The 24,309-nt window shown below is 59.4% G+C and carries 21 protein-coding genes; 11 read left to right on the top strand and 10 right to left on the bottom strand.

Going from position 1 to position 24,309, the window contains the following annotated elements:
- Positions 1–284 precede the first annotated feature (284 nt).
- Positions 285–1,046 (top strand): NAD kinase, encoded by a 762-nt coding sequence (locus ACR1XY_RS18645; protein WP_480595419.1) that lies wholly within the window; start codon positions 285–287, stop codon positions 1,044–1,046.
- A gap of 237 nt (positions 1,047–1,283) precedes the next feature.
- On the opposite strand, the gene ACR1XY_RS18640 is transcribed toward ACR1XY_RS18645, so the two are convergent.
- The 3 genes from ACR1XY_RS18640 to ACR1XY_RS18630 form a co-directional block, all read right to left on the bottom strand.
- Positions 1,284–2,741 (bottom strand): amidase family protein, encoded by a 1,458-nt coding sequence (locus ACR1XY_RS18640; RefSeq protein ID WP_480595418.1) that lies wholly within the window; start codon positions 2,739–2,741, stop codon positions 1,284–1,286.
- Positions 2,742–2,835: 94 nt separating this feature from the next.
- Positions 2,836–4,725 (bottom strand): propionate-CoA ligase PrpE, encoded by a 1,890-nt coding sequence (gene prpE / locus ACR1XY_RS18635; protein ID WP_480595417.1) that lies wholly within the window; start codon positions 4,723–4,725, stop codon positions 2,836–2,838.
- A gap of 273 nt (positions 4,726–4,998) precedes the next feature.
- Positions 4,999–7,272: an NADP-dependent malic enzyme gene (locus ACR1XY_RS18630; RefSeq protein WP_480595416.1), complete on the bottom strand. Its 2,274-nt coding sequence runs from the start codon at positions 7,270–7,272 to the stop codon at positions 4,999–5,001.
- A 180-nt stretch (positions 7,273–7,452) separates the two neighbouring features.
- Here ACR1XY_RS18630 and ACR1XY_RS18625 point away from each other — a divergent pair, with 180 nt between their 5' ends.
- The 7 genes from ACR1XY_RS18625 (at position 7,453) to upp (ending at position 13,822) form a co-directional block, all read left to right on the top strand.
- Positions 7,453–8,142, top strand: coding sequence for a hypothetical protein (locus tag ACR1XY_RS18625; protein WP_480595415.1), 690 nt, complete (start codon positions 7,453–7,455; stop codon positions 8,140–8,142).
- Complete coding sequence (locus ACR1XY_RS18620) at positions 8,111–9,208, top strand: cupin domain-containing protein (RefSeq protein ID WP_480595414.1); 1,098 nt, start codon at positions 8,111–8,113, stop codon at positions 9,206–9,208. Before ACR1XY_RS18625 ends, ACR1XY_RS18620 begins: the two co-directional genes overlap by 32 nt.
- An 89-nt stretch (positions 9,209–9,297) precedes the next feature.
- A complete protein-coding gene (locus ACR1XY_RS18615) occupies positions 9,298–9,690 on the top strand; it encodes a cytidine deaminase (RefSeq protein ID WP_480595413.1) in 393 nt (130 codons plus the stop codon).
- Positions 9,691–9,694: 4 nt separating this feature from the next.
- Positions 9,695–11,002 carry a thymidine phosphorylase gene (locus ACR1XY_RS18610; protein WP_480595412.1) on the top strand — a complete coding sequence of 436 codons (1,308 nt, stop codon included), beginning with the start codon at positions 9,695–9,697 and terminating at the stop codon, positions 11,000–11,002.
- A complete protein-coding gene (locus ACR1XY_RS18605) occupies positions 10,999–12,210 on the top strand; it encodes a phosphopentomutase (RefSeq protein ID WP_480595411.1) in 1,212 nt (403 codons plus the stop codon). The genes ACR1XY_RS18610 and ACR1XY_RS18605 overlap by 4 nt, the downstream gene beginning before the upstream one ends.
- Positions 12,207–13,193 carry an adenosine deaminase gene (locus ACR1XY_RS18600; protein ID WP_480595410.1) on the top strand — a complete coding sequence of 329 codons (987 nt, stop codon included), beginning with the start codon at positions 12,207–12,209 and terminating at the stop codon, positions 13,191–13,193. Before ACR1XY_RS18605 ends, ACR1XY_RS18600 begins: the two co-directional genes overlap by 4 nt.
- Positions 13,190–13,822, top strand: a complete 633-nt coding sequence (gene upp / locus ACR1XY_RS18595; protein WP_480595409.1) for a uracil phosphoribosyltransferase — start codon at positions 13,190–13,192, stop codon at positions 13,820–13,822. Before ACR1XY_RS18600 ends, upp begins: the two co-directional genes overlap by 4 nt.
- 1 nt (position 13,823) lies before the next feature.
- Here the strand turns inward: upp and ACR1XY_RS18590 are convergent, their stop codons facing one another.
- On the bottom strand, positions 13,824–14,840 hold the full coding sequence (locus ACR1XY_RS18590) for a hypothetical protein (RefSeq protein ID WP_480595408.1): 1,017 nt from the start codon (positions 14,838–14,840) through the stop codon (positions 13,824–13,826).
- Between the two features lie 150 nt (positions 14,841–14,990).
- On the opposite strand from ACR1XY_RS18590, the gene ACR1XY_RS18585 reads away from it, so the two are divergent.
- The 3 genes from ACR1XY_RS18585 to ACR1XY_RS18575 all read left to right on the top strand — a co-directional run bounded on the left by ACR1XY_RS18585 (position 14,991) and on the right by ACR1XY_RS18575 (position 17,507).
- On the top strand, positions 14,991–15,917 hold the full coding sequence (locus ACR1XY_RS18585) for a DMT family transporter (protein ID WP_480595407.1): 927 nt from the start codon (positions 14,991–14,993) through the stop codon (positions 15,915–15,917).
- Complete coding sequence (locus tag ACR1XY_RS18580) at positions 15,914–16,576, top strand: sulfotransferase family 2 domain-containing protein (protein WP_480595406.1); 663 nt, start codon at positions 15,914–15,916, stop codon at positions 16,574–16,576. The genes ACR1XY_RS18585 and ACR1XY_RS18580 overlap by 4 nt, the downstream gene beginning before the upstream one ends.
- Positions 16,577–16,748: 172 nt before the next feature.
- Positions 16,749–17,507: a Hint domain-containing protein gene (locus tag ACR1XY_RS18575; RefSeq protein ID WP_480595405.1), complete on the top strand. Its 759-nt coding sequence runs from the start codon at positions 16,749–16,751 to the stop codon at positions 17,505–17,507.
- 65 nt (positions 17,508–17,572) lie between these two features.
- Here the strand turns inward: ACR1XY_RS18575 and ACR1XY_RS18570 are convergent, their stop codons facing one another.
- The 6 genes from ACR1XY_RS18570 to ACR1XY_RS18545 form a co-directional block, all read right to left on the bottom strand.
- Positions 17,573–19,774 carry a 3-hydroxyacyl-CoA dehydrogenase NAD-binding domain-containing protein gene (locus tag ACR1XY_RS18570; RefSeq protein ID WP_480595404.1) on the bottom strand — a complete coding sequence of 734 codons (2,202 nt, stop codon included), beginning with the start codon at positions 19,772–19,774 and terminating at the stop codon, positions 17,573–17,575.
- On the bottom strand, positions 19,767–20,255 hold the full coding sequence (locus ACR1XY_RS18565) for a cupin domain-containing protein (RefSeq protein WP_480595403.1): 489 nt from the start codon (positions 20,253–20,255) through the stop codon (positions 19,767–19,769). The genes ACR1XY_RS18570 and ACR1XY_RS18565 overlap by 8 nt, the downstream gene beginning before the upstream one ends.
- Positions 20,255–21,466, bottom strand: a complete 1,212-nt coding sequence (locus ACR1XY_RS18560; RefSeq protein WP_480595402.1) for an acetyl-CoA C-acetyltransferase — start codon at positions 21,464–21,466, stop codon at positions 20,255–20,257. The genes ACR1XY_RS18565 and ACR1XY_RS18560 overlap by 1 nt, the downstream gene beginning before the upstream one ends.
- A gap of 11 nt (positions 21,467–21,477) precedes the next feature.
- Positions 21,478–22,116: a glutathione S-transferase family protein gene (locus tag ACR1XY_RS18555; RefSeq protein WP_480595401.1), complete on the bottom strand. Its 639-nt coding sequence runs from the start codon at positions 22,114–22,116 to the stop codon at positions 21,478–21,480.
- Positions 22,117–22,248: 132 nt separating this feature from the next.
- Positions 22,249–22,461 (bottom strand): hypothetical protein, encoded by a 213-nt coding sequence (locus ACR1XY_RS18550; protein WP_480595400.1) that lies wholly within the window; start codon positions 22,459–22,461, stop codon positions 22,249–22,251.
- Between the two features lie 54 nt (positions 22,462–22,515).
- Positions 22,516–24,297, bottom strand: coding sequence for an acyl-CoA dehydrogenase C-terminal domain-containing protein (locus tag ACR1XY_RS18545; protein ID WP_480595399.1), 1,782 nt, complete (start codon positions 24,295–24,297; stop codon positions 22,516–22,518).
- Positions 24,298–24,309: the final 12 nt, after the last annotated feature.

The raw sequence follows: 24,309 nt of genomic DNA, 5'->3' as shown, positions 1-24,309 counted from the left end.
CAGCTCGATCTCGTCGCGCTGGCGGCCAAGCTCGGATGTGATCGAGCCAAACAGCTCAGGGTCACGGTCGGCAAGGGACTGGGTGAAAAAACCGGTATCACGAAGATTGGCGTTCATAGGGGCTCCAGATTGCTGGGGTAAATCTTGCGGATTTCCTATCGGAAACGATGGATATCCAAAAGCTGTAAAGCGACGATTTGGCCCGCTGTGGCGTCAAGACTGGCCTATCGGGGAAAGGTATGTTTGTTTCGGAACCAAATGTGTAAGACCGGAAACCGGAAAAGATGACAAAGAGAATCGCCTTTCTCGCTAGTGATGCCAAAGTGGCGCAAACCGCGCGGGATGGCCTCGTGAAATTGTATGGCAATGCGGCCCCGCGGGATGCGGATGTGGTGGTTGCCTTGGGCGGCGACGGGTTCATGTTGCACACGCTGCACAACATGCAGCATCTTGATACGCCTGTTTATGGTATGAACCGGGGTACCATCGGGTTCCTGATGAATGAATTCCACGAAGCCGATTTGATGGAGCGTCTGGCTGATGCGGAAGAAGAGGTCATCAACCCTCTGGCAATGCAGGCCATGGATCAGTCCGGCAAACTGCACGAGGCGCTGGCCATCAACGAGGTGTCGCTGCTGCGCGCCGGTCCTCAGGCTGCGCGGCTGAAAATCAGTGTCGATGGGCGGGTGCGGATGGCTGAGCTGGTCTGTGACGGTGCCTTGCTGTCTACGCCCGCCGGATCAACGGCTTATAACTATTCGGCGCACGGGCCGATTTTGCCAATCGGGTCCGACGTGCTGGCTTTGACAGCGATCGCCGCATTCCGCCCCCGCCGGTGGCGCGGGGCGCTTTTACCCAAGATCGCAAAGGTTCGCTTTGACGTTCTGGATGCCGACAAGCGCCCGGTCATGGCTGATGCGGATTCGGTTTCGTTCGCAGATATCGATTGGGTCGAGATTCGTTCGGAACCCTCCATCCAGCACCGCATCCTGTTCGACCCTGGGCACGGGCTGGAAGAGCGCCTGATCTCGGAACAGTTCACTTGATTCTTCGGAACCCGTGCTTTTCGCGGCTTATGTGACCCAGTTCACAGGCGTTTGATTCATCTTTTGCTAACCTAAACTTGCCCGGAGAACACGCCTAGGTGGGAGTGAGTGGCCACCAAGCGGCGTTGTCGAATGATTGCGCAGTTTTCGCGCCGGCGAGGGTAGGTGGTGCTACGCTCGTTGACCGATCTCCGGGTTTATTTAAGCAAGAGGACCCTGGGCAAAAAAACCCGGGGTCTATTTTGTTGGTTCGGCCGGTTTGGTCGCATCCATCTTATCCCACAGCGGCAGGCACATCTGACCCACGCGGGCCTCGATTGCGGCGGCGGCGTCCACTGTCATGTCCTCGCGCCAGCGTTGGGCGGCGATTTGGACGTTGATCGGTTGCGGTCCTTGCGGCAGATCGGCCAGCCGCGCGGGAACGCTGGCGGCGGGCAAGCCCAGAAAATTCATCGCATAGGAATACACCGCGCAGCCCAGAACCTCGTGTACGCCTTCGACACCTTCGGTATCTCGGTCGGGTTTGAAAAACGGTTGCGGCAGGAAAGGGGACAGGATCAAAGGGTAGTCCTGCATGAACAGCGACCATTCCCTCGCATAGCGGGTGCGATTGGCCAGCATCCGAACCAGATCGGTGCCGATGATGGGCGGGAATTCCTGGAAGTATACGTCGAAGATATTTCGAATGGTCTCGGAGCCCGCAGACTCGATGTCGCCTTTCAACAGGGTCAGAACCTCGCCCATCAGCGTGCGGTATCCGGATCGACCACATTCAAAAACATCGGGTGGGCTGATCTCTTCGACTTGATAACCCGCATCGACCAGAGCGTCGCGCGCTGTGTCCATTGCCTTTTCGACCTCGGAGTGCAAGGCATAGCCAAAGGTGTCCTTGGTAAAGGCAACCTTGATGGGGCCGTCCTGCGTTTCTCCTCGCCAAGGCATCGGCACGTGGAACGGATCGCGCGGGTCGCCTGCGATCAGGCTGGGCATCGACAGGTGAAAATCGGCGGCGCAGCGTGTGATTAGTCCTTGTACGGACATGGATTGCGCCAGAATTCCGCGCTCGGCCTGTTGGCTCGGATTCCAAGCTGGTACGCGACCAAGACCGGGCTTTACCGTGACTGCACCGTTGGCAGCCGCCGGAAAGCGCAGGCTGCCACCAATATCATTGCCATGCGCCAGCGCGCCAATCCCGGCCATTACGGCTGCACCGGCACCGCCCGAAGAGCCGCCGGCTGAGATGTGTCGCCCCCACGGATTGTGCGTGCGCCCGTGCAGAGGGTTGTCAGTGTCGGCGCGGAACGAAAACTCGGGCGTATTGGTCCGCCCGATCACCACCGCCCCGGCGTTTTGCAAGTTTCGCACGACCGGAGCGTCATCGGGGGCAATCACGTCTTTCAAGGCCACGACACCGTTCGACGTGGCATGTCCCTTTTGATCGACGTTGATTTTGATCGTCACCGGCACGCCGTGCAGCGGCCCGGGAACCGTTCCGTTAGCCCGGGCCTGATCGAGGTCGCGCGCACGCTCCAGGGCCTCGGCACTCAGGTCCTCGACTACCGCGTTCAGGTCCGGGTTGACCTGATGCATCCGGTCAATGGACGCGCGCACCGCGTCTTCGGCGCTCAGGTCACCGCTGCGGGTGAGAGTGGTCAGGTCGGTGGCGCTCAATCGCCAGATGTCGGAATGTGTCATGTGGCCTCATTGTCTTGGTCAGACAGTAGGGGCCCTGTTCCCGGTTGCAAGGGAAAGGCGCTAGGCAGGCGGCCAGAGACCGCCCGCAGCGTGTTTACTGGGCGTAGCCTATGGATTTCAGCGCCACGCTGATCTCGTCCAGGATGGCCGGATCGTCGATGGTCGCGGGCATCTTGTAGTCCTGGCTGTCCGCAATCGACACCATCGTACCGCGCAGGATTTTGCCCGACCGGGTCTTGGGTAGGCGATCCACCACGACGGCCTTCTTGAAAGCTGCCACCGGGCCGATCTTTTCGCGGACCAGCTTGACCACATCCTGCACGACCTCGCCATGGTCGCGGTCGCAACCCGCGTTCAGGCACAGGAAGCCAACCGGCATCTGACCTTTGAGCTGATCGGTCACGCCGATCACCGCACATTCGGCGACGTCGGGGTGGGCGGCCAGAACCTCTTCCATCCCGCCAGTGGACAGGCGGTGGCCTGCGACGTTGATCACGTCATCGGTGCGCGCCATGATATAAAGGTAGCCGTCCTCATCAATCATACCCGCATCGCCGGTTTCGTAGTAGCCGGGGAAGTGGTTCAGGTACGAGCTTTTGAAGCGTTCTTCTGCGTTCCACAGCGTTGGCAAGGTGCCCGGAGGCAGAGGCAGTTTGACTGCAATTGCACCCAGCTCACCCGGCTTCATCGGATGGCCGCCCTCGTCCAGAATTTGCACGTCATAACCCGGCATCGGCTTGGCCGGTGAGCCCAGCTTGACCGGCAGTTCCTCGATCCCAAGCGGGTTGCCTGCGATGGCCCAGCCGGTTTCTGTCTGCCACCAGTGGTCGATCACCGGAACTTTCAACGCGTCCTGCGCCCATTCGATCGTATCAGGGTCGGCACGTTCACCTGCCAGGAACAGGGCACGCAGGCTGGACAGATCGTATTTTGCCAGCATCTCGCCCTTGGGGTCTTCGCGCTTTACGGCGCGGATAGCGGTGGGGGCGGTGAAGAAGCTTTTAACCTTGTGTTCGGAAATCACCCGCCAGAAGGTGCCCGCGTCGGGGGTGCCGACCGGCTTGCCTTCAAAGACAATGGTGGTGTTGCCGTGGATCAGCGGGGCATAGCAAATGTAGGAATGCCCCACGACCCAGCCCACGTCTGACGCCGCCCAGAATACATCACCGGGATCGACATCATAGATATTCTTCATCGTCCAGTTCAGCGCCACCAGATGGCCTGCGGTCGGGCGCACGACACCCTTTGGCGCGCCAGTCGTGCCCGAGGTGTACAGGATATAAGCCGGATCATTGCCGTCTACTGGTACACATTCCGCTGGTTCAACACCGTATTGGAACCCGTGCCAGTTATAGTCACGCCCCTCGATCAGTTGCGCTACTTCCTGCTCGCGCTGGAAGATCACGCAGAAATCGGGCTTGTGGCTAGCCATCTCGACGGCGCCGTCGAGCAGGGGTTTATAGTGCACCACCCGGCCCGGTTCCATCCCGCACGAGGCGGCGATGATAGCTTTGGGCTTGGCGTCGTCAATGCGGACAGCCAGTTCGTTGCTGGCAAACCCGCCGAAAACAACCGAGTGCACAGCACCGAGACGGGCGCAGGCCAGCATCGCCTCAAGCGCTTCGGGGATCATAGGCATATAGATGATGACCCGGTCACCCTTTTCGACGCCCTTGGCCCGCAGCGCCCCGGCCAGATTGGCAACACGGTTGCGCAGCTCGACATAGGAAATCTCGCGCTTGGTGTGGGTGATCGGGCTATCATAGATGATGGCCGTCTGCTCTCCGCGGCCGTTTTCGACGTGGCGATCCACTGCGTTCCAGCAGGTGTTGACCTTGGCGTCGCAGAACCATTCATACATCGGCGCATTGTCGTCAAACAATGCCTTGGTCGGAGGTTGAACCCAATCTATTCCTTTTGCGGCCTCCATCCAGAATGCCTCTGGATCGGATTTCCAGCTTTCGTAAACGTCCTGATATGCCACGTTGGTCTCCTCCTTAAATCCCTTGTGCAGTGTGTAAGGTGGGCAGGGGGCTGCGCACAAGCGAGGGGAATGACGGGGCGTCACTTTATCGCAAAATATTTGCAGAATGTACTAGAATCGCCTGCAAAGTTTTGCAAAGTAATTTGGTGGAGCAAAGTTGCGCGTAACGAGCTTTAGTTTTTGCAAATCTGCAAATCTATACATGCAAAGAATCACCGACGCTCAGCTTGCGCTCGGATGCCGACGCGGGCACCCGAGCATCTGTTACGGGCGTTAGCCGTAATGCGCCACCGGGGTTCCGGCAATGGCAGCCATGTTCAGCAAGCCGCGAGCCGTGATGGACGGGGTCACGATATGTGCCTTGTTGCCCATCCCCATCAGGATCGGCCCAACCTCCAGACCGTCGGCTTTCATCTTCAGGATATTGCGTACACCGCTGGCCGCATCCGCATGGGCAAAGATCAGAACATTTGCCGCGCCCTCCAGACGTGAGTTCGGGAATATCCGCGACCGCAGCTCCGGGTCCAGCGCCAGATCGAGGTTCATCTCACCTTCATAAGTAAAGTCGCGCGGATCGGAATCGAGAATCTTCAGCGCAGCGCGGAGACGTTTGCCCGACCCTTCGGCCTGATTGCCAAACTGCGATTGCGAGCAGAACGCGATCTTCGGTTCGATCCCGAAACGGCGCACGTGGCGCGCAGCCCCGATTGTGGATTCGGCCAGTTCCTCAGGCGTTGGCAATTGCCGCACATGGGTGTCGGCGATAAACAGGGGGCCATCTTCCAGGATCATCAATGACAGCGCGCCATGGGGACGCAAGTCGCCGTCGGCCAGAACCTGTTGCACGTAGTTCAGATGCCAACGGTACTCGCCGAATGTGCCGCAGATCATACTGTCGGCCTCGTCCCGGTGCACCATGATGGCGGCAATCGCGGTGTTGTTCGTGCGCATGATCGCCTTGGCCAGATCGGGCGTCACGCCTCGGCGCTGCATGATCTCGTGGTACGAGTTCCAATAGTCATAATACCGGGGGTCGTCCTGCGGGTTCACGATCTGGAAATCCTCGCCAGGGCGGACCGTCAGCCCCAGCCGCTCGCAGCGAGCGTTGATGACATCGGGACGCCCGATTAGAATGGGCGTTTCGGTGGTTTCTTCCAGAATGGCCTGTGCGGCACGCAGGACACGTTCATCCTCGCCCTCGGCGAAGACAATCCGGCGCGATGCGGCGGCGGCGGCCTCGAATACCGGGCGCATCAGCAGGGCGGATTTGAACACGGTCTGGTTCAGGCGTTCTTTATACGCCTCGATATCGTCAATCGGGCGCTTGGCGACGCCGCTATTCATCGCTGCCTTGGCTACGGAAGAGGACACGACACCGACAAGGCGCGGGTCAAACGGCTTCGGAATCAGATAGTCCGGACCGAAGGTCAGTTGTTCACCCTTATAGGCCGCGGCGGCTTCGGCGCTGGTGGTGGCGCGGGCCATCTCGGCGATTCCGTCCACACAAGCAATCTGCATTTCGTCGTTGATTTCGGTCGCCCCCACATCCAGCGCACCCCGGAATATGAAGGGGAAGCACAGCACGTTGTTGACCTGATTGGGAAAGTCGCTTCGGCCGGTGGCGATGATCGCATCCGGGGCGACCTCTCGTGCGGCATCGGGTAGGATTTCAGGCGACGGGTTGGCAAGCGCGAAGATGATCGGGCGCTTGGCCATTTTTCCAACCATCTCGGGTTTGAGCACATTGGGACCGCTGAGGCCAAGGAACAGGTCAGCATCGCCAATCACGTCATCCAGTGTCCTCAGGTCGGATTTCTGCGCGAACTGATCCTTGTGCGGGTTCATATCCTCGGCGCGGCCCTCGTAGACCAACCCGTGAATGTCGCACAGCCAGATGTTCTCGCGCTTGACACCCAGTTTTACCAACATGCTAAGGCAGGCGATCCCCGCCGCGCCGCCACCGGTTGAGACAACTTTGATATCCTCAAAGTTCTTTCCGGCCACATGCAGCGCGTTCTTGGCAGCCGCACCCACCACGATGGCAGTTCCGTGCTGATCATCGTGAAAGACCGGGATGTTCATCCGCTCGCGACACAGCTTTTCGACGATAAAGCAATCGGGGGCCTTAATGTCTTCCAGGTTGATCGCGCCAAAGGTCGGTTCAAGCGCGCAGACGATGTCGGCAAGCTTTTCCGGATCAGGCTGATCGACCTCGATATCGAAACAGTCGATGCCGGCGAACTTCTTGAACAGAACCGCCTTGCCCTCCATCACCGGTTTTGAGGCCAGCGCGCCGATATTGCCCAGCCCCAGAACTGCCGTTCCGTTCGAAACGACGGCTACAAGATTGCCTCGTGCTGTATACAGTTCAGCATTGGCTGCATCCGCCTTGATCTCAAGGCTGGCCTCGGCGACACCGGGTGAATAGGCACGCGCCAGATCACGGCCGTTCGCCATCGGCTTGGTCGCCTTGATTTCCAGCTTCCCGGGCTTTGGATGGGCGTGATATTCAAGTGCGGCCTGCCGCAGACTGGGTGTATCCGACATCGAGATTCAGCTCCATTTTGAAATTTGATTTAGCCCTAAACTAATTTTTCCAGCTTGGCTACGCTGCGTCACTTAAGAACTCAGAGCGGGCCGTTTTGCCGCTGTGCTTGATTTCCGTCGCAAAACATTTAAATTCCCGCAACTTTCGAACCCACCCCCTTTTGTATCGAGAAAACCGGCATGAGCTATCAGAAAGACGTCGAGACGGTCGCGGCCCTCTCGTCGAAAAAAGGCAGATTTAGTGCTACGTTCAGCGCAGTCATTGTTCTGGGTATTGTGATCCTGTGTGCCATCTCGCTGTGGCCGATGCAGGCGGCGGAGTTCAACCAAGAGGGCGGTCTGATCGAAACCGGCTCGGCTGCGGCTTTGCTGGCCGCCGGATTGATAGCGCTCTATCGGTATCGCGGGATCAGCCGCCTGTATATTGGCGTGGTCCTGCTGTTGCTGGCGGAACGAGAGCTTGAGGCCGATATTTATGCCGTGGACAGCACACCCTATTTTATTCTGCACGGTCTGGATGTCCTGCTGGATATGACAATGGTGCGGATAGTACTGGCCGTGATCGTTCTGGGCGGGGTTGTCTGGCATGGGGTGCCGAACGCCTGGCGGGCTATGAAGGAACGGGCGCCGTTTCTACTGGTGTTCTTTCTGGCCGGTATGTGCGCCGTTGTCGCGCAGGGGTTGGAAGAAGTCAGCAGTGCCATAGGCACCGAAATGACGGACGTCATGGCGACCCGTCTGTTCGTGCTGGAAGAAACGCTTGAGATGTTCTTTTCGATTGGCATTTTGGCCGCCGTTCTGATCGGATGGCCGAAAGCCAAGGCCGATGAGACCACCAATGACCAAACCGCACAATCAGACCCAAGCTGAAATCCGCCTGCCAACGCAGGAATTGCGCGACGATATTCCGTTTTACACCAGAGTTCTGGGGATGCGGATGGATATGATCTATCCCGCTGATGATCCGCGGATTGCTGTGTTCTCTGGTTACGGTTTGCGCCTGCGGGTCGAGAAGGATGCGCCCGAAACACCTGGAACGCTGCGTATTCTGACGGACAACCCCGACGACTTCGCGGGTGGTCAGCGCAGCCTTGTGGCTCCCAATGGTACCCGGGTTGAGATTGACGAACTGAACCCACCCTTGGTCATGCCGGAAACGGTTCATTCTTTCGTGGTGCGCAGGCTAAAGGACCAGGCGCCTTGGATCATTGGTCGGGCCGGGATGCATTACCGTGATCTGGTGCCGGATCGGCTGGGTGGGTCGATCATCGCCAGCCATATTCGTATTCCCGACGGTGGCCCTGTTCCCGATATGGTGCATTTCCACAAAGTCGGATTTCAGCTGATCTTCTGCATCCATGGTTGGGTCGATGTGGTTTACGAAGACCAGGGCGACAAGATGCGCCTGACGGCGGGCGACTGCTTTATCCAGCCGCCGGAAATACGCCACCGTGTGCTCGAAGCATCCGACAATGTGCAGGTGATCGAGATCGGTGTCCCCGCCGAACATGTAACCGAGATCGATCATGAGATGGAACTTCCCACACCTCGGTACCGCCCGGATCGGGAGTGGCAGGGCCAGCGGTTCGTTTTCAATCAAGCGGAAGGCGCCGAGTGGGGCCCGTTTCGCCTGCCGGGCTATATATGCCGCGACACGACGATTGCAGAGAATACCAAGGGCGTTGCAGGGGTGCAGGTCGTGCGCAAAGGGCAGGGCGATCCGGTCTGGGCTACCCATGACACGGATATCCACTTTACATTCGTCATGAATGGGGAAGTCACGCTGGAAGGCGAAGGCCGCGATCCCTTCCGGCTTGAACAGGGGGATGCTTTTGTCATCCCGCCCGGTATGCGCACTCGGTTGGCTGCCCCCTCGGACGATATTGAATTGCTCGAGGTCACGCTGCCGGGTCGGTTCAATACCGCTTTGGGATAAGGAATCTTCTGTCCGGGGCTTCAACTCCCCGGGTTGTTTCATTTAGGGTATGTCTTTCTGACCAGATGATCAAAAATTGGGGAATCGCTATGACTTTGAAAGACGCCGCACTGTCTGTCCGGGAAAAAGCATACGCACCCTATTCCAACTTCAAAGTCGGCGCGGCGATCCGGTCGACTTCAGGCGCTGTTTATTTCGGCTGCAACGTTGAAAACGTGGCCTATCCTGAAGGCACCTGTGCCGAGGCCGGGGCCATCGCCGCAATGGTTGCCGCAGGCGAGCAGACTTTGACCGAGGTTTACGTGGTCGCTTCTTCTCCGCAACCCGTGCCGCCCTGCGGAGGATGCCGTCAGAAACTGGCTGAATTTGGCAAGCGTGACGTCAAGGTGACGTTGGCCACGGTCGATGGGGCCGAGTTCGAAACCACGATCGGAGACCTGCTGCCGGGGGCGTTCGACGCTTCGCATATGGAGGACGTCTGAGGCCATGGACGCCCGTTCGATCATCGCAAAGCTGCGCCGGGGGCACGTGCCCACCGGTGAGGAACTGATATGGTTCGCGCAAGGTCTGGCCGATGGCGGCGTCAGCGATGCGCAAGCCGGGGCCTTTGCCATGGCCGTTTGCATGGGCGGGCTGGGTGCGCAGGGGCGTGCCGACCTGACAGTGGCCATGCGCGACAGCGGCGATGTACTCAGTTGGGATTTTGATGGCCCGGTGATCGACAAACACTCGACCGGAGGGGTCGGTGACAGCGTTTCACTGGTGCTGGCGCCTGCGCTGGCTGAACTAGGTGCCTATGTTCCGATGATCTCGGGCCGGGGGCTGGGTCACACCGGCGGCACGCTGGACAAACTGGAATCCATCCCGGGCGTCAGTACTCAGATTGGGCAGGAACGTCTGACCCAGATCCTGCGCGACACCGGTGCGGCTATTGTCGGTGCGACGGGGCAGATAGCGCCCGCGGACAAGCGGCTTTATGCGATCCGTGATGTAACGGCGACGGTGGAAAGCCTGGATCTGATCACCGCGTCGATCTTGTCCAAGAAACTGGCGGCCAGCCCCGAGGCGCTGGTGCTGGACGTCAAGGTTGGCTCTGGCGCGTTCATGAAGACCTTGGAGGATGCACGACGTCTGGCGCAGGCCCTGACGGAAACGGCCAACGCAGCGGGGTGCCGGACATCGGCGGTGATCACCGATATGCATCAACCTCTGGCCCCTTCGCTGGGCAACGCGTTGGAAGTGGCCGAGGTGATGAACGTTCTTACCAAGGCGCATTATGAACCACTGGCCGAAATCTCGGCCGAACTGGGCGGGATGCTGCTGGCCGATGCGGGTATGTTCGCAACCGCTGATGAAGGGCGCGACAAGATCACCGACGTCATCCGCGATGGCCGCGCGGCCGAGCGGTTTGGCCGCATGATGGCTGCCGTGGGAGGGCCGTTAAAGTTTGTTGATAATTGGTCTCGCTATCTACCCGAAGCCAGCGTGATCCTTGAGGTTCCCGCCGCAACCAGCGGCTATATCACCGCAATGGATGGCGAGACGCTGGGCCTGGCTGTGGTTGCGCTGGGCGGTGGTCGGCAGGTCGAGGATGACGTGATCGACCCGGCGGTTGGCATGTCGGGCATTGTCCGGTTGGGTGACCGGATCGAAAAGGGCGCACCGCTGGCGGTGGTCCACGCTTCCCGTGAAGATGCCGCCCGGCAAGCGGCTGATGCAGTGAAGAATGCCATAACGATAGGCCCGGACGCAGGGGCGATGTTGACGCTTGTTCACGAAAGGATCACACCGTGACCCGCGCTTTTCTTGTGGTGATGGATTCTGTCGGCATCGGCGGTGCACCGGATGCGGACCGTTTCTTTAATGGCGAAACGCCCGATACCGGCGCCAATTCTCTGGCCCATATCGCGCAGGCTTGCGCTGAGGGGCGCGCCGAGGATGGGCGTTCGGGGCCGTTGCGTTTACCCTATCTGGATGCGTTGGGTCTGGGCGCTGCCACACGCTTGGCCTCGGGGGCGAAAACACCGGGGTTGGAGGCCGCGCAAACGGGCATTTGGGGCTGCGCGCGCGAACATTCGCGCGGCAAGGACACGCCTTCGGGTCATTGGGAACTGGCGGGTCTGCCGGTGCCGTGGGACTGGCACTATTTCCCGGACACCACGCCATCTTTTTCCACCGACCTAAGCCGAGCTGCCGCCGAGGCCGCCGGCACTGAGGGTATTTTGGGCGACTGCCACGCCTCGGGCACCGCCATCATCGCAGAACTGGGAGCGGAACATATGCGAACCGGTTGGCCGATTTGCTACACCTCGGCTGACAGCGTGTTCCAGATCGCCGCACATGAGGAAAGCTTTGGCCTCGATCGTCTCTTGGACATGTGCAAAACACTGGCCCCGCGACTGCATGAAATGAAAGTGGGGCGGGTCATTGCACGGCCCTTTGTAGGCTCGCCTGAACAGGGTTTCACCCGCACCATCAACCGCAAGGATTTCGCCATCCTGCCGCCTGCGCCGGTTCTGACGAACTGGGCGCAGGACGCCGGGCGGCGTGTTCATGCGGTGGGCAAGATTGGCGACATCTTCTCGATGCAGGGGATCGACACCCTACTAAAAGGCTCGGATGCCGAGTTGATGGGCCACCTGTCCGACCTGGTGGATGAGGCCGAAGAGGGCAGCCTGACCTTCGCCAATTTCGTCGAGTTCGACAGCCTTTATGGCCACCGCCGTGACATCAGCGGGTACGCCCGGGCGCTGGAGTGGTTCGACCATGAGATCGGTGCGATCCTGACGCGCTTGCGTCCCGGCGACCTGATGCTGCTGACTGCCGATCACGGCAATGATCCCAGCTGGATCGGCACCGACCACACGCGCGAACAAGTGCCAGTGCTGATCGCCGGACGCGGCACTGGGCAGATCGGTGCGGTCGAATTCGCTGACGTCGCCGCCAGCATTGCGCACCATCTGAACATTCCGGCGCAAGGACCGGGGAAGAGCTTTCTATGACCGTCGCAGACCTGCCCAAGATCGAGTTGCACCTGCACCACGAAGGTGCGGCCCCGCCCGCCTTTATCCGCCAGTTGGCGCATGAAAAGCGCATCGACCTGAGCGGGATTTTCAAGCCAGACGGTAGCTATGACTTCCGCGATTTTGCCCATTTCCTCAGCGTCTACGAGGCCGCCTGCGAGGTGCTGAAAACGCCCGAGGATTTCCGTCGCCTGACGTTAGCGATCCTTGAGGAAAGCGCCGCCAATGGCGTGGTTTACTCTGAGACCTTCCTTAGCCCTGATTTTTGCGGCGGCGGAGACCTGCACGCCTGGCGTGACTATCTGAACGCCATTCAAGACGCGGCGGATGAGGCCGAGCGCAAGTTTGATATCACCCTTCGCGGAGTTGTCACCTGTGTCCGCCATTTCGGACCGGAACAGGCAAAACGCAGCGCCCACTGCGCCGCCGAGACGGCCGGAGACTGGATCACCGGCTTTGGCATGGGTGGCAACGAATCCGTCGGAACGCAGGGCGACTACAAATGGGCCTTCGACTGCGCCCGCGAAGCCGGGTTGTGCCTAACCACCCATGCCGGTGAATTCGGCGGGCCGGAAAGCGTGCGCGACGCGGTACGCGATCTGGGTGTGGAGCGTGTGGGCCATGGCGTCCGCGCCATCGAAGATCCTGACTTGGTTCGCGAACTGGTCGATCGTGAAATCACGCTCGAGGTGTGTCCGGGCTCTAATGTGGTTTTGGGCTTGTTCCCCGATTTCGCAGCGCACCCGATTGCCCGGTTGCGCGACCACGGGGTCAACGTCACTATCTCAACCGACGACCCGCCGTTTTTCCACACCACCATGCGGCGCGAATATGAGATGTTGAGCCAAGCCTTCGGCTGGGAGATCGAAGATTTTGCTGCTCTGAATGATACGGCCCTGAACGCGGCCTTCTGCGATGAAAACACCCGAGCGCGGGTCAAGAAAAGACTGGAGAGAACATGAGCGAACACCTGACCGTCGTTGACCATCCGCTGGTGCAGCACAAACTGACGCTCATGCGAGACAAGGGCACCTCGACCGCTGAGTTCCGTCAGTTGCTGCGCGAGATCACGCTGCTGCTGGCCTATGAGGTCACGCGTGAGATGCCTTTGACCACCCGCCACATCGAAACTCCGATGGAGGAGATGGACGCCCCCATTCTGGCCGGCAAGAAATTGGCGCTGGTGTCGATCCTGCGTGCGGGCAACGGAATGTTGGATGGCGTGCTTGAGCTGGTGCCCTCGGCGCGCGTCGGGTTTGTCGGCCTGTATCGCGACGAAGAGACTCTGAAACCGGTGCAGTATTACTTCAAGGCCCCCGAAGGTCTGAAGGACCGTCTTGTTATAGCCGTTGATCCTATGCTGGCCACCGGCAACAGCTCGGCCGCAGCGATAGATCTGCTGAAAAAGGCGGGTGCGACCGATATCCGTTTCCTCTGCCTGCTGGCCGCGCCCGAAGGTGTAGAGCGCATGAAAGAGGCGCATCCGGATGTGAAAATTGTGACGGCGTCTTTGGATCGCGAGTTGAATTCGAAAGGCTACATCATGCCTGGTCTGGGCGATGCGGGCGACCGGATGTTCGGCACCAAGTAAGCTATTCGCCGCAGATATTCTGAAGCCGGACCCAATCACGGTCCGGCAGAATCTGTTGCAGGGGGCGACCCGCCATCGGGTCGGCCTCGATCAGGCCCAACACCGTCTCGCCGGTAACATCCATTGCATAGGCATAGGGGGTCGATGGCAGCGCGGCTTGGGCGAAGACTTCAAGCAAATCATCCTCGGGCAGGGTGGGACGTGGTTCCGACAGAACCTGCTCGGTGTAGATGTCGACGTTCTCCGGCGTCAGTTCTCCGGTCGTCAGCAGGCGGAAGGCTGTCGTAGCGCCGGTGCGGTCCAGCAGATCGTCCAGCGGATCTTGCGCCTCGGCTCTTGCGCGTTCGGCGATGATGTAGCCCGCAGCGACCGAGGGATCTTCGTGATCCTCTACCAGGGCTCGGTTCAGTAGCACGATGCCGCCCGGCAGGCTGAGGCTGGTTTGCACCCCGGCGGGAAGAATGATGACCTTCCGAACCCCGGTGCGGGCGGCCAGTTGATCCAGTGCCGCCTCTGCGTCTTCGGAGGCGCAGGCCCGCCCAGATACTCGCTCGATCCGGTGCAGAATTGTGTTCCCGATATCCTGATGCTTGATGTCCGGTACGACCGCGACAACGTGGTTCTGCAACGCGGACGGTAGCCACAGCAGCAACAGCGCCGCTACGGCAGCCACGACACCGGCGACGCTGAACCAGCGCAACCGACCCGGATGCGGGCGCGCCCGTTCGATGGCCCGTTGCAGCCGGTCGATCGCCTCGATCATCGTGGTTTCGGATTCTGCCAGTTCCAGCGTTTCGTCCCGGTCACCGTCAGGGTTGAAGATTGCCGGAAACACACCCGGATTTTGCCGTTCCAGTGCAGCCAGAGACCAATGGGTCAGAGCCTGTTCATTGAAGTCCGATATAGTCAGCGTGGCTTCACCAAGCGACACTACGACCTCTCGCCGTTGCGCATCGGGCGAGGGACGCCACAGACCGGTGGCTTCGATCCGCTGGTACTGTTTAAGTGCCGTCTTCAAGGTGAGGTATGCTCGTGATTATTTTGACTTAGCTTAGCATGGTAAAATCCAAGGGCGCAAACCTGTTGCGCGCGGATTGTGAAATGTGCTGGATAGCATGATGCGCGGCAAACCACGCCGCTGCACAACACTTTGTAACCGGGGCTATGAATGCAGGCGAACAGTCAGACCTCACCAGTTTTGGCCTCGGCCCTGATGGTTGGCGCCATGGCGATCATCGGAGTGATTGACAACGTGGTGATCCTGTTGGCTGAAACGATTGGCCTGTGGCAGTTCCACCTGAGCCGCGCCCTGCTGATGTTGCCGCTGATCGTTGGTCTGTCGCTGCTAGGATTGGGCAGTCTGCGCCCGCGACGGCTGGGGCCGGTTATCCTGCGCAGCGTTCTGATTACGCTGGCGATGTTGTTTTATTTTGCATCGCTGGCGCTGATGCCAATAGCACAGGCGTTGGCGGGGTTGTTCACTTCGCCAATATTCGTTCTGCTGATTACGGCCCTTGCGATGGGGCAGAGGATAGGCCCGTGGCGCATTTTGGCTGTTGTAATCGGGTTTGTCGGTATCCTGTGTGTGCTGCAGCCCAACCCCTATGAATTTGATGCGCAAACCCTGTTGCCGGTGGCCGGAGGGTTCTTCTATGCGCTCAGTTCCATCATCACGCGCAGCCATTGCGCGCAGGAAAGCACTGTGGCGCTGCTGGCAGCGATGATCGCCACCCTTGGGCTAGCCGGGGCGATTGGGCTGGCCGTGTTCTCGACCTTGCCACATTCCTTTGCGGATGGTTTCGTGACGCGGGGCATGGTGTGGGAGATGAAACCGGCGCTGCTCTGGATCGCCGTGCAGGCGGTTGGGTCCACGATTGCAGTCTTCATGCTGATCAAATCCTATCAGATCGGTGAGACCTCTTATGTCGCGGTGTTCGAATACTCGGTGATGATCTTCGGCCCATTATTCGCCTGGGTCGCGCTGGGTCAGGTGATCGGCGTCATGCAGATTGCCGGGATCGGGCTGATCGCGCTTGCTGGGGCACTGCTGGGCTGGCGGTCACGGCGTGCCGCCGCATTGGGGAAGACGGCATGATCATCTCGCGCGGGCGCGGCTATGTTTTCGTTCACATCCCTAAAACGGGCGGTACATCACTGTCGCAAGCGTTAGAACAGCGGGCGATGAAGGATGACATCCTGTTCGGAGACACGCCCAAGGCCATCAAGCGCCGCAGGCGCGCCAAGGCTCTGACTGGCAGGGGACGTTTGTGGAAACATTCCACGCTGGCGGATATCGACGGGGTTCTTTCGATTGAAGAACTGCAGGTGCTGACCGTGTTCACCTTGGTGCGTAACCCGTGGGACCGGATCGTCAGCTACTATCACTGGTTACGCGAGCAGAGCTTTGATCACGCGTCGGTCTCGCTGGCAAAGTCCTTGCCCTTCGATGGGTTTGTGCAACATCTCGATATTAGGCAATCGTTCCGTCTGAACCCTGCCCGCCGGTACGTGACTCGCGCCGACGGGGTCGAGCAGTGCCGCTTATTCATCCGACTTGAGCATTTCGAACAGGACGCGGCCCCCTTGGATGACCATCTTGGATTCCATGTGACTTTGCCCCGTCTCAACCGGTCAGGGCGGCGTGCGGACTACCGCAGCTACTATTCTGACCATACGGCTGCGGCGGTTGCCGAAGCCTGTGCCGAGGACATTGCCAGATTCGGGTATGCATTTGATCCGGCCAGCAGCAGATAGTTTCCAGATTGATTCCAATTATATATGGATTTTCGTTGTTGTTCCTTTTTCAAGGGCTTGACGGGCCTGAAATGACCCAAATTGGGCCACAATATGTCAAAAATAAGTCGCGCCACCTGATCCTGTGATACTCATAAGACTTAGTTTTTGTGTGTAATAGGTGGGTGGGTTCTTGTTGAAGGTACAGAGTGTAATAGATTTTGCTGAAGGGTCCGAATACCAGGGGAGAGCTGAGCCGCAAGTAGCGCTGAACGCGCGCCGGGGTGGGCTGGTACACGGTACAAAGGTTGCGACAAAGGGTGGGTGGAAGCTGGTCGAAGAGTTGCGGGTCGGTGACTTTGTTCGAACTTTGGATAATGGTTTCCAACCGATAAACCGCGTTGCGACGGACTGCATCACGGTGCCGCCCGGAGAAAACAACTCGGAAAGCATGCCGGTCAGAGTGCCGTCAAACGCGGCCTATAATGGGCGTCCGGTCTGGCTGATGCCCGAACAGGGCGTCGCATTGGACAACACCAAGCTGGGTCATGATCCGATCACACTGCCCGTTAGCCTGCCGGTTGTTTCAGCCAGACTACTGAGCGGCATGTTCCGGATAACCTCGGATGTGCCTGCGACTTATTTCGACATCAGCACCCTGTTCTTCGATCGGGATGAAGTGATCTATATCGAGGGTGGATTTCGGGCCTTTTGTCCCGCGGGTCGCTTTGGATCGATCAGCCTTGCCGGTGGTGCTTCGTATGAGGTCGTCGCGGGCGAAGCCGCTGCGGATTTGATATATCTGACGACAAGACGCGGCGATATTGGTGTTCTGGCAAATTCGCTGGGCTCGGTTCCTGCGCCGGTTTTTGATCATCCGATTGTTCCGGTGCGGCCGGTCAGGGGTGCGCGTCGGCCCGGGCGGCCGGGTCGGCCTGTGATGATGATCTGAACGGGAAGCTATCTGAAACTACAAGGTGACGCTGGCGCATTGGGGGCATGCGCCAGCGTTTTTGTTTAGGCAGCCTTGGCTTCGGGTGCGAAGCGACTGTAGAAGCTCTGGCCCTTTTCGGCCATCTCACGCAGCAGTGGCGGGCAGGCGAAACGTTCACCGTAAGCTTCGGTCAGTTGATCGCAACGCTCGGCCGCGTAAGGCGTGCCGATGATGTCCAGCCAGCTCAGCGGGCCGCCCGACCAAGGTGCAAAGCCCCAGCCAAGGATCGCGCCTACGTCGCCTTCGCGGATGTCTTCCAGAACGCCTTCCTCCAGCGCCCGGACCGCTTCCAGAACCTGCGCGAACATCAGGCGTTCCTGTACTTCGATCAAGTCGGGCTGGTCCTCGGCATGCGGGTATTTCTCCTGCAGGCCTTTCCAGTATTCGGTGCGCTTGCCCTTTTCGTCATAGTCGAAGAAACCCGCATTGGCCTTGCGGCCCAGACGGCCCAGTTCCTCCATCCAGAAGATCAGATCATCCGAGGGGCTTTCCGGGTAAGCATCGCCCATCGCTGCTTTGGTCGCGCGGGCAATCTTGGCCCCAAGATCAATCGAGGTCTCATCGGTCAGCTGGATCGGCCCCACCGGGAACCCCAGTTGACGCGCGGCATTGTCGATCAGCACCGGGTTCACACCTTCGGCGATCATCCGCACACCTTCATTGATATAGGGGATGATACAGCGGTTGGCGTAGAAGAACCGAGCATCGTTGACCACGATTGGCGTCTTCTTGATCTGACGGACATAGTCCAGCGCCTTGGCCACGGCACGATCACCAGTTTCCTTGCCCTTGATGATCTCGACCAGGAACATCTTCTCAACCGGTGAGAAGAAGTGGATGCCGATGAACTGCTCAGGCCGTGCGGATGCTTTGGCCAGATCGGTGATCGGCAGGGTCGAGGTGTTCGAAGCAAAAATGCAATCCTCGGGGATGATAGCCTCGACCTTTTGGGTCATCTCTGCTTTCACGCCTGGATCTTCGAACACGGCTTCGATGATCAGATCGCAGCCTTTTAGGTGCTCCAGATCGGGCGTCGCGGTGATGCGGGCCAGCATGGCTTCCTTCTTTTCGGCCGTGACCTTGCCGCGCTTCATACCCTTGTCCAGATAGGTCTCGGTATAGGCCTTACCTTTGTCGGCAGCTTCCTGATCGCGGTCGACCAGAACCACTTCCATTCCGGCCTGCGCCGAGACCAGTGCAATGCCGGCCCCCATCATGCCCGCACCCAGAACGCCAACCTTTTTGACCCGCTGATCTGGCACGTCCTTGGGGCGCACCGCGCCTTTCTCCAATGCTTCCTTGTTCAGGAACAGCGAGCGGATCATTGCCGACGAGGAGGGGTTCATCAGAATATTGGTGAACCAGCGCGCTTCGATCCGCAGAGCAGTGTCGAAATCTACCAATGCACCTTCGTAGATTGAACTCAGCAGGGCTTTGGCCGCCGGGAAAGCGCCTTGGGTCTTGCCGTTCACCATTGCATTGGCGCCGACGAAGGTCATGAAACCGGCAGGGTGATAGGGCGCACCGCCGGGCATCTTGTAGCCCTTGGCGTCCCAAGGTTTGACCAGATCAGCGTCTTTGGCGTTCAGAACCCACTCTTTCGCCGCCGCAACCGGATCGTCCGCCACGGCGTCGATCAGCTGTGCGCCCTTGGCCTTGGCCGGGTCCATCATCTTGCCTTCCAGCAGGACCGGGGCCGCTGCCATCGCGCCAACCATACGGCTGAAACGCATGGTGCCGCCGCCGCCGGGGAAGATGCCAAGCATGATTTCCGGCAGACCGATCTTGGCCTTGGGGTTCGAAGTCATGACGCGGTGGTGACAGGCCAGCGCTATCTCGGTTCCGATCCCTGCGCAGGTGCCGTTGATGGCGCAGGCCACCGGCTTGCCGCCTTTCTTGGTCTTGGGGTCCATGCCCGCCAATTCCAGCTTACGCAGGATGTGGTGGCCACCCATGACGAAGTCGAACAGCGCCTGTGCCGGCTCATCACCTGCTTCCTGCCGGATAGTGGCCAGCGTGTTCAGGTCCATGCCGCCAGCGAAGGAACCTTCTTTGCCACTGGTAATGACGACACCTTTGATTTCGTCATCTTCCAACGCCTGGTCAACCAGCGTGCTGACAAGTTCAAACGCTTCGCGGGTCATCACGTTCATGGATTTGCCCTGAGCGTCCCAGGTAACAAAGGCGACGCCGTCCGCGTCTTTGGTCAGAGTGAAATCAGTCATTGTCATCTCCAATCTGGTCAGCCGTCAGCGGGCTGCCGTCCTTGCGGGTGAAGGCGAATCCGTTCTCATCATCCTTCACCATCATGTCTATGTCGCTGTAATAGCCGGTCTCGGTCGGGGTCCGTGTGCCCACCACCAGAAAGGTCGCGGGCGCATCGGTTTTGTTCACAAGGTGATGGCCGTTGGCCTCACCTGCTGGCCAAGCGGCGCAGTCGCCGGGCTGCATCTCATGCTCGCCATCGTCGTCGATCAGCACGCATTTGCCGCTGAGCATGATGGCGAACTCGTCCTGCTCCATGTGGTAGTGACGCAGCGAAGACAGGCCCTGCGGTTCCAGCCGCACGATATTGACCCCGTATTGGGTCAGCCCGCCCGCATCACCGACGCGCTGCACGAAACGACCTGCGGTCGCCTCGGCCAGCTTGCCGGGATAGGCCGAGCCACCCTTGAACGGGATCTGAGAGAGATCCAGCTTGGGCATCAGACCCGCTCGATAATGGTTGCCGCACCCATACCGGAGGCGATGCAGAGCGTGGCCAGACCGGTTTCCTTGTCCTGACGCTCAAGCTCATCCAGCAGCGTGCCGATGATCATCGCACCGGTCGCGCCGAGCGGGTGCCCCATCGCGATCGAACCGCCGTTGACGTTGACCAGCGCGGGATCGACTTCGAATGCTTGTTGGAAGCGCAAAACTACCGAGGCGAAGGCTTCGTTCACTTCGAACAGGTCCAGATCGCTGATCTTCATACCGTTGTCGGCGAGGATCTTCTCGGTCACCGGAACCGGGCCGGTCAGCATGATAGTCGGGTCAGTGCCGATCTTGGCGGTCGCTTTGATCCGGGCGCGCGGTTTCAGGCCGTATTTCTCACCGAATTCCTTGTTGCCGATCAGAACAGCGGCGGCACCGTCCACAATGCCCGAGCTGTTGCCCGCGTGGTGGATATGGTTGATCCGCTCAAGGTGCGGGTATTTTAGCATTGCCACCTTGTCGAAGCCCGGCATCTGCTCACCCATCATCGCGAAGGACGGGTTCAGAGATCCAAGGCTCTGCATGTCGGTGCCGGGGCGCATGTATTCGTCGCGGTCCAGAATGGTCAGGCCGTTCTGATCCTTGATGGTGATGACCGATTTTTCGAACCGGTTGTCTTCCCAAGCCTCTGCCGCGCGTCTCTGGGATTCCACCGCCAGCGCGTCTGCGTCATCCCGGCTGAAACCATACTCGGTCGCGATGATGTCGGCCGAGATACCTTGCGGAACGAAATAGGTGTCCATCGCCAGCGTGGGATCGACAGCAATCGCGGCACCGTCGCTGCCCATGGCCACGCGGCCCATCATTTCGACACCACCGGCGATATAGGCTTCGCCTGCGCCGCCTTTGACTTGATTTGCCGCCAGGTTCACGGCTTCCATACCCGAGGCACAGAAACGGTTGATGGCCAGGCCAGGGATCGACTGATCGAGTTCGGAGGCCAGAACCGCGGAACGTGCCAGACAGCCGCCTTGCTCCATCACCTGCGTAACGTTGCCCCAGATCACGTCCTCGACGGCGTGGCCTTCGAGGTTGTTGCGCTCTTTCATCGCGTTCAGGGTCAGGGCGGACAGGCGCACCGAGGTTACCTCGTGCAGGCTGCCATCCTTGCGGCCCTTTCCGCGCGGCGTGCGCAGGGCATCATAAATGTAAGCTTCGGTCATGGGTCTTCTCCTTAAGCTCGATCCGACGGTTTGCCGGGCATCAGGTCATATGGGTGTTTCCAGCCGGGCTGTTCGCTGAGGCGAGACAGCCAAGCGTCGATATGGGGCCAGTCGCCCCGGTCAAAGCCGAATGGTTCGGGGTAGTAGAGGTAGCCGCAGCAGCTGAGATCGGCGTTAGTCACGCCGTCTCCGATGATCCAATCGCGGCCTTCAAGGTGGTTGTTCAGAGTTTCATAGGCCGCCTTCAAGCGCCCTTGATTGAAAGCGATGACATCCGGGTTGCGGTGCTTTTCGGGCAAGAAGTGGATCAGGAAACGGGTCAACCCTGCCACCGAGCTGAGCTTGTGATTGTCCCACAGTACCCAGCGGAAAATATCGTAATTCTCGTCCCGATCCTTGCCGCCGAACTTGCCCGATTTCTCGGTTACATAGGCTTGGATCGCTCCGGATTGTGTGGTGCGAAAATCGCCGTCGATCATGACGGGGGCTTCACCCATCTCGTTGACCTCGGCGCGGTATTCGGGCGTGCGTGTCTCACCATTGAAGAAATCGACAAAGACCGGTTCCCAGTCCAGCCCGGACATTTCCAGCGCCAGTGCGGCCTTGTAAGAATTTCCGCTCTCGCCGAAACAGTGAAGTTTTATGGTCATGCGATCGCCCCTCCCAAGGCGCATGGTGCAGTGCCGCAATCTGCGTATTTCGAGAAAGCCGAACCGGTCTGGTCGATATGAGGTTCGTCTTTCTGAAAACACGCACGCCCAAAACGGGTGCGAATAAAGCCGTCAGCGTTTGCGCGCCTCAAGCTCGGTATTGAATTCTCGTAGCCGGCGCGTCAGGTTCTCCTCATCTATGACGCTGTTGAAGTTCTCGAACAGAAACGACAGTGCTTCGCCTTCGTCCAGCCCGGCATCGCGGGCAAAAGCCCTGAGCCTGCGGTAACCGTCCTCGGTCATGGCGACCGGAATGCGACGGGTCAGGCGAAAGCGTTTTGGCATTGTGTCTCCTCCGAAAAGCCGGTTCCGGGGCGGGGCCCCGAAACCGGAGATTGATCAGAAGTTCGCGGCCTCCAGAGCCATGACCGTGTCCGCTCCGGTCTGGATGCGGGCCAGGTGCATTGCCGTGGCAGGCAGGCGACGTGCCATGTAGAATCGGCCCGTGTTGATCTTGGTTTCGTAGAATTCTTTGTCCGACGCACCATCGTCCAGCGCGTCCTGCGCGGCCTTGGCCATCTGTGCCCACATCAGCCCCAGGCAGACGTGGCCGAACATGTGCATGAAGTCATAAGAGCCGGACAGTGCGTTGTTCGGGTTCTTCATACCTTCCTGCATGAAGTACATTCCAGCTGCCTGCAGATCCTTGGACGCGGCTTTCAGCGGTTCGATGAAGGCCTTGTCATAGGCTTCGTCCTTGCCGCTGTTTTCCTTGCAGAAGGTTTTGACCATGTCGAAGAAGGCCATGACGTGCTTACCGCCATCCTGTGCCAGTTTCCGGCCCACAAGGTCCAGTGCCTGCACACCGTTCGCACCTTCGTAGATCATCGCGATCCGGGCGTCGCGGGTGTATTGCGACATGCCCCATTCTTCGATGTAGCCGTGGCCGCCGTAGATCTGTTGCGCCTGAACGGTCATGTCATAACCCTGATCAGTCAGGAAGCCCTTGATGACCGGGGTCAGCAGCGAGATCAGCCCGTCTGCGTCCTTGTCACCCGAGCGGTGTGCCTTGTCGATCATGGTCGCGCCCCACAGGATGAACGCACGTGCGCCTTCGGTGAAGCTTTTCTGATCCATCAGGTTGCGGCGGATGTCCGGGTGTACGATCAGCGGATCGGCCGGGCCGTCTGGGTTCTTCACACCGGTTACATCGCGGCCCTGCAGACGGTCCTTGGCATATTCCAGAGCGTTCTGGAACGCGGCCTCGGCCTGCGACAGGCCCTGCATCCCCACACCCAGACGCGCTTCGTTCATCATGGTGAACATGGCGCGCATGCCTTTGTGCTCTTCGCCCAACAGCCAGCCGGTGGCTTCGTCATAGTTCATGACACAGGTCGAGTTGCCGTGAATGCCCATTTTTTCTTCGATCTTGCCGACCGAAACGCCGTTGCGTTCGCCTGGCGTACCGTCTTCATTGACGATGAACTTTGGCACGATGAACAGCGATACGCCCTTGATGCCCTCGGGGCCACCGGGGATCTTGGCCAGCACCAGATGGATGATGTTGTCGGCCATGTCGTGATCACCGGACGAGATAAAGATCTTCTGTCCCGAAATCTTGAAGCTGCCGTCACCCTGTGGTTCCGCCTTGGTGCGCATCAGGCCCAGATCGGTGCCGCAATGCGGTTCGGTCAGGTTCATGGTGCCGGTCCATTCACAGCTGACCATGTTGGGCAGATAGGTGTTCTTCTGCTCTTCGGTGCCGTGCGCCAGAATGGCCGAGGCCGCGCCGTGGGTCAGGCCCTGATACATCACGAATGCCTGGTTTGCGCCCGAGAACATCTCGCCCACAGCGGTTCCCAGTACGTACGGCATGTTCTGGCCGCCATACTCTTCCGGCATGTCCAGACCAGTCCAGCCGCCTTCCTTCATCTGCTCGAAAGCATCCTTGAATCCAGTGGGGGTGTAGACGATGCCGTTTTCCAACCGGCATCCTTCGGTGTCGCCGACCACGTTAAGCGGATGCAGAACGTTGGTGGCAACCTTGCCGGCTTCTTCCAGAACCGCGCCGGTAAACTCGGCCTCCAGTTCGCTATAGCCTGGAATATCGGATTCCGAGACTTTCAGTACATTGTGCAGAATGAACTGAGTGTCTTTGGTCGGCGCGTTGTAGACGGGCATTTGAAGCTCCCT

Source organism: Ruegeria sp. AD11(2025) (genome assembly GCF_056542405.1).
Note: the sequence above shows the minus strand (reverse complement) of the source record. Positions and strands in the feature narration are given on the sequence as shown.